The organism is Salinispora tropica CNB-440, assembly GCF_000016425.1.
In the GTDB taxonomy this organism is placed as follows: Bacteria; Actinomycetota; Actinomycetes; order Mycobacteriales; family Micromonosporaceae; genus Micromonospora; species Micromonospora tropica.
In genome coordinates, this window is sequence record NC_009380.1 from 4702782 (window position 1) to 4713655 (window position 10874).

At 66.0% G+C, this 10874-nt stretch carries 9 protein-coding genes; 4 read left to right on the top strand and 5 right to left on the bottom strand.

What is annotated here, in order from left to right; translation table 11 throughout:
- Nucleotides 1-69 precede the first annotated feature (69 nt).
- Nucleotides 70-1032 (top strand): helix-turn-helix transcriptional regulator, encoded by a 963-nt coding sequence (locus STROP_RS20860; protein WP_043535514.1) that lies wholly within the window; start codon nt 70-72, stop codon nt 1030-1032.
- Here STROP_RS20860 and STROP_RS20865 read toward each other — a convergent pair.
- Nucleotides 1023-1937, bottom strand: coding sequence for an SDR family oxidoreductase (locus STROP_RS20865; RefSeq protein ID WP_012015331.1), 915 nt, complete (start codon nt 1935-1937; stop codon nt 1023-1025). The genes STROP_RS20860 and STROP_RS20865 overlap by 10 nt on opposite strands.
- A 187-nt stretch (nt 1938-2124) precedes the next feature.
- On the opposite strand from STROP_RS20865, the gene STROP_RS20870 reads away from it, so the two are divergent.
- Entirely contained in the window at nt 2125-2712 is a 588-nt protein-coding gene (locus STROP_RS20870; RefSeq protein WP_018256037.1) for a recombinase family protein, read from the top strand.
- 449 nt (nt 2713-3161) lie between these two features.
- Here STROP_RS20870 and STROP_RS20875 read toward each other — a convergent pair whose 3' ends face one another.
- Nucleotides 3162-4697, bottom strand: coding sequence for an ISL3 family transposase (locus tag STROP_RS20875; RefSeq protein WP_012015333.1), 1536 nt, complete (start codon nt 4695-4697; stop codon nt 3162-3164).
- Between the two features lie 148 nt (nt 4698-4845).
- Nucleotides 4846-6312, bottom strand: coding sequence for a group II intron reverse transcriptase/maturase (gene ltrA / locus STROP_RS20880; protein WP_012015334.1), 1467 nt, complete (start codon nt 6310-6312; stop codon nt 4846-4848).
- Nucleotides 6313-6813: 501 nt separating this feature from the next.
- Here ltrA and STROP_RS20885 point away from each other — a divergent pair.
- Together STROP_RS20885 and STROP_RS25440 are read left to right on the top strand one after the other, a co-directional pair.
- Nucleotides 6814-7677, top strand: a complete 864-nt coding sequence (locus tag STROP_RS20885; protein WP_012014157.1) for an IS5 family transposase — start codon at nt 6814-6816, stop codon at nt 7675-7677.
- A 945-nt stretch (nt 7678-8622) separates the two neighbouring features.
- Nucleotides 8623-8799: a hypothetical protein gene (locus STROP_RS25440; RefSeq protein WP_018830730.1), complete on the top strand. Its 177-nt coding sequence runs from the start codon at nt 8623-8625 to the stop codon at nt 8797-8799.
- Between the two features lie 20 nt (nt 8800-8819).
- On the opposite strand, the gene STROP_RS25890 is transcribed toward STROP_RS25440, so the two are convergent.
- Nucleotides 8820-9710 carry an integrase gene (locus STROP_RS25890; protein WP_012015335.1) on the bottom strand — a complete coding sequence of 297 codons (891 nt, stop codon included), beginning with the start codon at nt 9708-9710 and terminating at the stop codon, nt 8820-8822.
- A gap of 91 nt (nt 9711-9801) precedes the next feature.
- On the bottom strand, nt 9802-10155 hold the full coding sequence (locus STROP_RS20895; protein WP_012015336.1) for a transposase family protein: 354 nt from the start codon (nt 10153-10155) through the stop codon (nt 9802-9804).
- Nucleotides 10156-10874 lie beyond the last annotated feature (719 nt).

A 10874-nucleotide genomic window follows, 5' to 3' on the forward strand; every position in this document is an offset into this window, starting at 1 on the left:
AAGTCTGGGCGTGCTGGGTGGGCGAGGTGTCGGGTGTTGGCTTGTACGGCCAAGATGGCGGATGTGCGTATGTCCCGGCTGTTCTCGATGGTGCTGCTGCTGCAGGCGCGGGGAGCTATGACCGCAGCGGAGTTGGCGGGTGAAGTAGGCGTCTCAGAACGGACTGTCTACCGCGACATCATCGCATTGGCCGCTGCGGGGGTGCCGGTCTACGCCGAACAGGGACGACACGGCGGCTACCGACTTGTCGATGGCTACCGCACCCGGCTAACCGGACTCAGCCGGGCTGAGGCTGAGGCATTGTTTCTGCTCGGTCTGTACGGCCCGGCGCGAGACATGGGGCTCGGCGATGTGCTGGCCACCGCCCAGCTCAAGGTCAGCGCGGCGCTGCCAGCCGAGTTGCGTGATGCGGCGGCGCAGGCGGCGCAACGCTTCCACCTCGATGTGCCGGGGTGGTTTCACGACAGCGACCCGCCGCCTGCGCTGAGCGTCTTGGTCCGCGCGGTGTGGCAGGACCTGACGGTGATCCTTCGTTACCATCGACATGACGAGGTGACGCGCACCGTGCAGCAGCCCTACGGCGTGGTCCTCAAGGCGGGGATCTGGTACCTCGTCGCGCGGGTCGGCGCGGACCTGCGGGTATACCGCGTCGACCGAGTCGTAGGCGTCGAGGTCACTGATCAGCGGTTCGTCCGCGAGGAGTCTTTTGACCTGCCGGCAGTGTGGGCTGAACGGGCGGCGCAGTTCGTCCGCGGGATACTCGCCGAGCAGGTGACGGTACGACTGAGTCAGGCCGGGCTGCGGGCGTTACGGTTCGCCGTCGAGCCGCCCGCGGTGCAGGCGGCCACCGCCGCGGCGGGCGGACCCGACGAACAGGGCTGGGTGGTCACTCGCCTGCCCGTCGAGTCCGCCGAGGTCGCCTACGACCAGCTGCTACGCCTGGGCCCGGAAGTGGAGGTGCTGGCGCCTCAGCCGTTGCGCGAGCAGATGCGGGTTGCGGCACAGCGGCTGGCCGACTTGTATCAGCGGTAGCCGGTGACGTCCGCCGGCTTGCCGGCGTCCTGGACCTCGACCAGGTACCGCCAGCAGTCCGGGCGACTACCGTCGAGATCAGTGAAGCCGTAGACCTGAGCCAGCTGCCCGCTGGACAGCGACTGCCCGTTCCACCGGGCGATGTCCGGGTCGGCCGCGAGTGCGGCGACCGCCCGGCCGACGAAGGCGGGGCTCTCCGAAATCGCGAAGTGAGGTTCGGTGGCCGTGGCGTCGTACCAGTTGGCCTCGGTGACCCCGAAGTGCTCCAGCATGATCTCCGAACGCATCCAGCCCGGCGTCAGGGCCACCGCGGTGGCACCGAACGAGGCCAGCTCCTGAGCCTGGGCGAACGCCATGCGCAGCACCGAGGTCTTGGCCAGGTCGTAGAAGAACGACACCCGGTAGTTCGTACGGTTGTACTCCGCGGTGCCGTCGGTCATCTCGACTACCAAGCCACCCGGTCGGCGGATCAGCAATGGCAGCGCGAAGTGGCTGGTGATGACGTGGGTATCGACCGCCAGCCGCAAGATGTGCAGGCCGGTTTCCAGGGGGTGTTCCCACAGCTTCTGGTCCCAGCTGAACAACAGCTCCGCACCCCAGATGTTGTTGACCAGGATGTCCAGGCACCCCTGCTCAGCATCGACGCGCTCCACCAGCGCACGCACCTGCTCCGCGACGAGGTGATCGATCTGGACAGCGATCCCCCTACCACCGGCCGCAGTCACCAGCTCAGCAGTCTCCTCGATCGTCTCCGACCGGTCCATCTCCGATCGATGCGCGCGGGTACTGCGGCCGGTGGCATACACCGTCGCCCCGCGGGCACCAAGCTGCACGGCAATCTGGCGCCCCGCACCGCGAGTCGCCCCAGCTACCACAGCAACCTTGCCTGCCAAATCAAGATCCATGACGGAGACCTTGACAGAAAAACCTGACGGGACATGTCAGCCTTTCATAGTCGCTCCTGACGGTGAACGCTAACGTTCGTTCGCGATACACCCTGGCGGCATGGACGTTCGCCCAGGCCGGCCTTGTAACACAACCCGTGTCCGCGCCTTCGTAACGCTTTCAGAGGTTCGCGATACAATCAGGGTCATGCGGATCGGCTACGGGCGGGTCTCCACCCGCGACCAGAACCCCAACGCCCAACACGACGCGCTCACCGCGGCCGGCTGCGAACAGATTTACGTCGACAAGGCGTCCGGCAAACTCGCCCGCCGCCCCGAGCTCGACAAGGCGCTGCTGGTCGCCCACCGACCCGGCGACCAACTCGTGGTCACCAAGCTGGACCGGCTCGGCCGCTCGCTGGAGAACCTCATCGACCTGTCCGCCCAGTTGCAGGATCGCAACGTCGACCTGGTCGTGCTCGACCAGAACATCGACACGTCCACCGCGATGGGCCGGATGTTCTTCCAAATCCTCGGCTCGATAGCCGAGTTCGAGCACGCGCTGATGTCCGAACGCACCCTCGACGGCTTGGCCGCCGCCCGGGCCCGCGGTCGCACCGGCGGGCAGAAACCCAAACTGACCCCGCGTCAGGCAAAAATCGCCCAGCAGATGTATGAGGAGACCGGACCCGACGGACGCCGGGTACACACCGTCGAGCAGATCGCCGCCGAGTTCGGCGTCACCCGGCCCACCATCTACCGTCACCTGGCCAAGCTGCCCGCCGAAGCCATCTGAACAGCGGAAACCATAAGCAGAGCGCAGGTTACCGCCCCTTGCGGCCGCACCTTGGCGCTCACCCCATCAAGGCGCGTTACCGCCTATTGCCGGTTTCCGCCGTACCTTGGCTGTACCCCTTCCTAACCGGCGCACAGTACCGGCCGGCCCACGACGTAGCACCAACCGTTTCCGGTCTTCAGCGTCGTACTGGCCAGTCGAAGCCGAACTGCTGCCGGGCGGCTTCGTGCTGCCGCCGGTCAGGCACTGCTGGCGGCGCGACGAAAACACCGCACAGCCGCAGGCCAGTGACCAGCCCTCCCCATCCGCCCGGTTGATCCAACAGATGCGGCGGGTGGCCGAGTCCCACGAACCAGCACTTCGTTAGCTATTTATATTTATATAGAGACGTATGGGGGAGTGTGGATTTAACGGCCCTGTCTCACTTTCGGTGGTGACGGAGGGTGTTGCTATGCGAGGAGGATGCGGTGGCGGAGCAGGGTGAAGCCTGCTCGTCCGTGCATTTGGCGTGCGATCCGTTTGGTCTTGGTGTTGACGCCTTCGGTGGGGCCGTTGCTGTAGGGAAGCGTGAGCGCGGCGTTCACGGCGTCGCGGTCGCGTTCCAGGCCTCGGGTGAAGGCGTGCAGATGAGGTAGGTCGACCGCGCGGACCTGGACGATCCAGAGCGAGAGCCGGTCGGCGTTTCCCGGCTGTGGCGTCAGGAGTGCGGCGAAGCGTCCGACTGCGGCGGCCAGTTGGGTCATCTCTGGGCAGGCGGCGGTGAGCCGTGCCAGGAGATCACGGTGCTCGGGTTTGAGGTTGCCGGGCCTGGTGAGGATCATCCGGGCGAGCCGGCGCGGGGAGATGTGGCTGCGGTCTGCGTCGGCGCGGCCCTGGTTGATGTACTTGTGCAGCCGGTTCAGACAGCCGGTGAACCCGAGTGCCTTGATCTCTTCGAAGAGGTGCTTGACGCCGACGCCGGGGTCCTCGGCTCGACGTTTGCGCAGGTGTTCACGGTAGGGGTCGACGAGGCCGGCACGGTATTTGGGGACGCGGAGCATCCGCTCGGGTCGGTCGGCTCGCGCGTAGCGTTTGACGGTGTTCAGAGCCAACTGCAGGCGACGGGCGCATTCGAGTAGGCCGACGCCCTGATCGAGCAGGTCATGGACCTGATGCCAGCGTTCCAGGGTCGTCTGCGCGCGGGGCCCGTCGTAGATGGGCGCGTCCAGTACGGTCACCCAGCAGGAGCTGTGCGCCTTCACCTCGCTCAAGGTCGCTTCGCAGAGGTTGTGCCACAGATGCCACCTGTCCGCAACCTGCACCGCATCGGGCACCGCACGGCGGATGGCCTCGGCGTAGGTAGCCGAGCCGTCGCGGCACACCACCTCGACGCCGGGATGCTCACGCAGCCACGCTTCGAGGGTGTCGGCGGTGCGGTCGGGCAGCACCTCAATCCGCTCATGGGTCTCGGCGTCGATCACCACGGTGGCATAGCGGTGCCGCCGGCGCAGAGCAAAATCGTCAACGCCGATCACCCGCGGCGTCCGCCCGGTGGGCAACGGGATGCGCAGCAGGGCGCGCAGGGCGGTGTGACGGGACAGGCCCATGGCCAGTATCGCCAGCAAACGCGACCCTGCCCGACCCGCTAACTCCTTGACGACGGCTTTGACCTGCCTGTTCAAACGGACAGTGCGGCGTTGGTATCGCTCCAGCACCCCGGGAACCTGCTCGCGGAAGGTGTGGTGGCAGCCGCGCGTGGGGCACACCAGACGCCGCACCCGCACACGGACCACCACCCGCCGCCCGTCGACCGGAACATCGGCCACCGTCCGCCAGTGATAGCCGTGAACCCTTCCCGACGAGGCCCCGCACACCGGGCAGACCGCGGTGTCCTGCGGCGTCCGGGCCCGCACCACGATCCGCTCACCCTCGTCGACCACGTCCTCGATGACCAGCGGGGACAGCCCCGAGAACACCGCCTGCACAAGCCTATTGACGTCCTCCACAGAGGAGACAACGACCCCTGCGACCCTCCGTCACCGCTGAGTAGGCCCGGGGCGCGGTGTCGGGATTGCTCCCGGTCCGTTTCCCCGAGCCTCTCGCCGAACCGGACGTGCATGTCTCCACGCATCCGGCTCTCCACGGTTTCCGTCGTCAGGCGTTCACGGTGGTAGACCACGGACTGGGGATTCTGGTTGCGCGCCAGCGGTACCGGGTGACCGGTATCGCCGCGATGGGACGCAACTCGATCTCGCCCGCGCTGATCGGTCGCCACCGCCCGACAGGGGTGACGAAGTGTCGGCGGACGTCCGTCCACGACCAGCGGTGCCGGGCGATCAGCATGCGTATCACCCGTTTCCAGATGAAGTTGTCTAACATGCTGAAGACGTTCTTCGCCACGGCGTGCCGGAAGTAGTTGGCCCAACCGTGCGCGACCAGGTTGAGTCTGGTCAGCACGGTCCCGAGGTCCTGCTGTGATGTCCTGCGTGTCAGCGCACGGACCTTCGCCTTCAGCGACCGGATCGGCCGCTTTGCGATGAAGGTGTACACGTGCCACTTGTTCGTGCCTCGCTTACGGCGCCACTGGATGTGAAACCCCAGGAAGTCAAACCCGTCGCTCAGGTGCACCACCCTCGTCTTGGCTGGTGACAGCCTCAGTCCGAGCGGCGCGAGCATCGTCGCGACGTCCTCGCGTAACGCCTGTGCGTGGTCCTCGCCGCCGTGGACGAGGACGACGAAGTCATCGGCGTAGCGCACGAGGCGCCACGTCGCTTCGCCGCGTTTGCGCAGTTGGGCTCGGCGGTACTCACTGGCCATCGTCGCGTCCGGCCGCCACCCGGCCATCAGATGCTCGTCGAGCACCGTCAGCGCGATGTTGGCCAACAACGGGGACAGGATGCCACCCTGCGGCGTGCCGGTGTGGGTGTCCCGCCGGTCACCGAGTTCGGTGAGGATCCCGGCTTTGAGGAACGCCTTCACCAGTGTCAGAACGCGTTTGTCCTTGATCCGTGTCCGGACCCGGTCCATCAACGCGACGTGGTCGATCGAGTCGAAGCACGCCTCGATGTCCGCGTCCAGGACCCACCGGTACCCGTGGGTGCCGTAGTAGTGGATCTCCGCTATCGCGTCCTGCGCCCGCCGCTTGGGCCGGAACCCGTACGAGACCGGCAGGAAGTCGGCCTCGAAGATCGGTTCCAGCACGAGCTTCAGCGCCGCCTGCACGACCCTGTCCGCAACTGTGGGAATACCCAGTCTGCGGACCTTGCCTGACCCGCCCGGTTTCGGGATCTTGCGTTCCCGCACCGGCAGCGGCCGGAACGTGCCCGTCTTCACCTGGACACGCAGGTCGTCCAGGAACCCCGGAACACCGATGTGCCGCTCGACGTCAGCGACGGTCATACCGTCCACGCCGGCAGTTCTGGCTCCCAGGTTGCCCGCGACCCGGCTATACGCCACAAGCAGCGTCGCCGGGTCGTGCACGAGGTTGAACAGGTCATCGAACCGGCGGCCCGGACCGGCCGCCGCCCAACGGTGAAGCTTGGCCTGCATCTCCGCTACCCGCCGGACCGGCCCAGCCGGTTCGGTCAGAGCACCGCCATTCAGCGGCGCGTCTTGCGGCATTGCAGTCTCCTTCCCTCCGCGAAACCGCTGCCGCCCTTCGCCATGTGGCCGGCTTTCCCGGTCTCGGACTACTACGGCGGCTCCGCCCCACCCGGCCCGTTCAGCGGTCGGTGCACCTATCCCGACCGCCGGGCTGGCCGCCCGCCGGCCGGGAACCGCGACCAGGTGGTTCCCGTGTTCACTGTGGTTCGCTCATCGAAGGAGGAGCCCGACTGCGTCCCAGTGGCATCGCCATGAGTACGCCGCAGACCTTCCTCATAGCCTCTCAGACCAGCTCTTACTGGACGTTTGCTTCATCTTCGGGCCGGTAATGGCCGATTCGCGCCTCGACCTCGGTAGCGCGAAATGCCCGACCCGACCTAGAAAGAAAACATATCGGTGGACATAGGCCTACCCGGTTTCAACGCATATCGCCCCGGGATCGTGTCTGGTTCACTTTCATCCCGCACTGACGGACATGACGTCCGCCAGGTCGAGGCCCCGACACCGTACGCCTGCTTCATGACCGAACGGCGCCCCTACCCGTCCGACCTGTCCGACGCCCGCTGGGCCCTGATCGCACCCCGCCTAACCGCCTGGCGGCAAGCCCGCACCGACGCCGGCGTCAGCGGACGTACCCCCACCCACGACCTGCGCGACATCTTCAACGCCATCCTCTACATCAACCGCACCGGCATCGCCTGGCGCTACCTACCCCACGACTTCCCGCCCTACCGCACCGTCTACGGCTACTTCGCCGCCTGGAGCAAAGAAGGCATCTTCACCGAACTCAACTACCAGCTCACCGGCCTCGTCCGCGACCACCACGGCCGCACCACCGAACCCACCGCATCCATCATGGACAGCCAGAGCGTGAAGACCTCCACCAACGTCCCACTATCCACACAGGGCACCGACGCCGGAAAGAAAGTCGTCGGCCGCAAACGCGGCATCCTCACCGACACCCTCGGCCTCCTCCTCGCCGTCACCGTCACCGCCGCAAGCGCCAGCGACAACACCATCGGCATCAACCTGCTCAACCAGGCCACCACCACCCACCCCACCCTCACCAAAACCTGGGTCGACGCCGGCTTCAAAAACCGCGTCGTCGAACACGGCGCCGCACTCGGCGTCGACGTCGAGACCGTCACCAAAGACCCCCAGGCCAAAGGCTTCAGCGTGGTCAAACGGCGATGGGTCGTCGAACGCACCATCGGCTGGCTCATGCACCACCGCCGACTCGTCCGCGACTACGAAGCACGACCCGACAACTCCGCCAGCATGATCACCATCGCCATGATCGACAACCTCGCCAAACGCCTCACCACCGAAACCACCCCAACCTGGCGAGAACCCCTACAACCCCAACACACACAAAATACGTGAATCAGACGTCCTCTTATACACCGACCTGGAAGATCCCCACCGCTTCGGTATACGGCAGGAAAGCACCGCGCCCGACCCACATCCACCAGGTTCGAGTCGGTGTCACTGTTGAAGGACGTAAGACGCCGGTTCCTCGCGTACTCCTCTTCGACTCGCTAGCCGAACCCGCCCCATCTGGCAGTACTGGCACGTCCCGGCGTTGTCAGGGCTGCTCCCACCCTCCCCGGCACCACCCGGATCAGGCTGCCCCCAGCTACATCAACCTGCTGCGACAGGCCAAAGGCGGTGGTCTCTCACCTCCACTCGAACCAACAGCACCTCACGGCGCAAACCGAATATGAGACAGGGCCGCTAGCGAGACAGCCCCCCAGCCGATGATCTCAGGGTGCTCCATGGGTGCTCGGACGTCGGGGTACTGACACGGACGTACAGGGATGCAGCCGGATTTGAGGGTCTCGGCGAGGGCGTCCAGTAAATCGAAAGTGTGGATATGTGGGGGCTGTGGGGCGCGGACCTGCGGGGATTCAGCGGGACGCGGAGGGACTGGGCTGGACACGGCCGGATAGATTTCCTGATAGAGTAAGAATCGGAGGGGATTAGATTCCACTTCGGACTACGGATCAGAAGGTTAGGGGTTCGAATCCCTTCGGGCGCGCAAGATCGTAAGGCGCTTGACCTGCAAGAACATGGGTCAAGCGCCTTTGCTTTTTCATCCCTAATGGACGGTTGGGTGCTCGGTGGGTGCTCGTGCGACGAGCATCCCCTCCGTCCGCTCCGTCCCGGTGGCAGCCCGTCCTGTCCCAATGGGTTTTGATCATGGTTTCTCCTCTCGCCCTACGAGCCCAGACAACGAGACGGTGAGGCCGGCCGGGCTTCCTGGTCGGGGATCGCGGCGCTGGCGGTACGTGTACCTGCCGAAAGTGTCATCCGGGCAGGTCAGGCGGCATGTTCGTACTCGTGGAGGATGCCGCCGAGGCGGTCACGTCGGTGGATGTTCAGGTGGATGAAACGGTCCGGGTCGGTGATCGGTTCGGGCAGTGGCGCGAGTGGCCGGGCGTTAGCGATGCCCTGATGAGGGCGATGCTCGTTGTAGAAGACCTCGTACTCGCGGAGCGCGTGTAGCAGGTGCCGCTGGTGGAGGATCAGGGTCTGGTCGAGAAGTTCACGCCGGCAGGTCCGGACCAGCGTTCCATCACCGCGTTCATCCTGGGTACCCAGACTCCGCTGAGGACCATGTCGATACCGGCGTCGGCGAGGATGGTGTCGAACAGGGCCGGGTACGTGCCGTCCCTGTCACGGATCATGTACTTCACCTGGCAGCCGGCGTCCTCCAGGTCCGTCACCAGGTTGCGTGCGGTCTGGGTCACCCAACCTGCGGTCGGGTGCGCTGTCACGCCGAGGACTCGGATGCGGCCTGTGGCGTGCTCGATGATGGCCAGGACGTAGAGGCGGCCGCCGGTCAGGGTGGTCGTCTCGAAGAAGTCGGCGGCAATGACGGCGTGGGCCTGGGAGCGTAGGAACGCCGCCCAGGTGCCGCTGGTGCGCTGAGGTGCCGGATCGACGCCCGCGGCTTTCAGGATCTCCCAGACGGTGGACGCGGCGACCTTGACGCCCAGCACGAGCAGTTCGCCGTGGATACGGCGGTATCCCCAGGTGCTGTTCTCCGAGGCCAGACGCAGAACCAGCCGGCGGATCGACCGGACGGTTCGTAGCCGCCCGGCCTGGTGAGGCCGGCAACGGCGGGCGCGCCGCCGGGCGATCAGGTCCCGGCGCCAGCGCAGCACGGTATCCGGGCGCACCAGCAACCACAGACGGTTGCGCACGGTTCGCGGCAGCGGGTACAGCAGGGCCGCCAGCCACGCCCGATCCGCCGGGGTGAACCGGACCCGGTCGCCGTGCAGGTGCCGTTCAAGCGCCATGATCTGGTGCCGCAAGGCCAGGATCTCGACGTCCTTGTCGCGGTCACTCATCGACACAAGCCGCAGCAGGGCCAGAGTGTTGGCCACGCCGAGGTAGGTCAGTCCGAACAGCACACCCCTAACGTCGCGCAGCGCTCGACGTCGACCACTGTCGCGATTCAGCCCCCCGAACCCCCGCCGGAACCGACCGCTCCAGGCTTGCTGATCAACAAGCTGCGACCAGGAGGGATGAGGTTTTCGGCATCCACAGGGCCGGAACCCGCCCCTCGGTCAGGACCGCGCCCCGCACCACCTTGCCGTCCACGGCGATGACCCGCCGCACCGGCGGCGGCGCCACCGGTAGCCGGGAGCACAGCCAGTCGGCCCAGACCGCGGTCAACGTCTCGGCGTCAACGCGGACCAGCAGCCGCCACAGGGTGGTCAACACCGGCACCCGATCGGTGAACCCGAGCCGACTCCATGCTGGCGCGTCGAGATCCTCGACCCAGTCGCCGAACGCGGCGAACGTGCTCGCCCCGGCCATCACCGCGCACACCGCGTCCGCGAGCACACTCGCCAAGGGATTCCGAACCCCTCACGGGTCACGCGGGTCAGGCACCCGCGCCAGAGCCGTCATCAGGCCATATGTCTCACCGCCAGCGGGCCGGGAGTCGGTCGGGGCGGGGGCGTGCTGACGGATCACCTCGATCCCGTCTCGCTTTACCCTCCACACCGGCCACCTGGCCGTACGGCCAGGTGAGACGCACCTCAACCGACTACGCAAAGCCCCTGGACCGTGGGTGACGCGGGCGGTGAACCGATCGGTGGGGGCAGCACCGCGGCGACCGTGAGAGATCAGCCGGCACGTACGGCGCTGGTGGCGGTGTGTAGGACCCGGGCTGTTCCCGGAACGTTCGACGAGCCCAATCGGACACACCCATCGACCAACTTCACTTATTGCTGAATGGACGCAAGGACCGTGGCGCAGTCGAGTAGTTACCGGTGCTGCGGTAAAGCCGGAAGTGTAAATCCTATTTCCCGTGACGGGCCTCGGCCGACCCTGGAACCGCGCGAGCGACAACGACGCCACGGTGACGCAAGTCACCCGACTTCAAATAGTTACCGTGCGTGTCAGACCACTATCTCCGATCTACGTAAACACTCCAGAAAATCACGGAGTGTGAAACTTTGTGAAGCCGTTGTTTCTGCAATGTGGTATCGACACCAGGAGCGCTCCGCCAGCATCTATCGGCGATTAGAAACCAGAGCGGGTTCGCTGTAATATTCCTTCATCGCAAG

Excerpts from the sequence above, each read along its gene's own strand:
- STROP_RS20860 (WP_043535514.1), top strand. The coding sequence starts at position 70 with ATGTCCCGGCTGTTCTCGATGGTGCTGCTGCTGCAGGCGCGGGGAGCT.
- STROP_RS20885 (WP_012014157.1), top strand. The coding sequence starts at position 6,814 with ATGACCGAACGGCGCCCCTACCCGTCCGACCTGTCCGACGCCCGCTGG.
- STROP_RS25440 (WP_018830730.1), top strand. The coding sequence starts at position 8,623 with ATGTTCGTACTCGTGGAGGATGCCGCCGAGGCGGTCACGTCGGTGGAT.
- STROP_RS20870 (WP_018256037.1), top strand. The coding sequence starts at position 2,125 with ATGCGGATCGGCTACGGGCGGGTCTCCACCCGCGACCAGAACCCCAAC.
- ltrA (WP_012015334.1), bottom strand. The coding sequence starts at position 6,312 with ATGCCGCAAGACGCGCCGCTGAATGGCGGTGCTCTGACCGAACCGGCT.
- STROP_RS20865 (WP_012015331.1), bottom strand. The coding sequence starts at position 1,937 with ATGGATCTTGATTTGGCAGGCAAGGTTGCTGTGGTAGCTGGGGCGACT.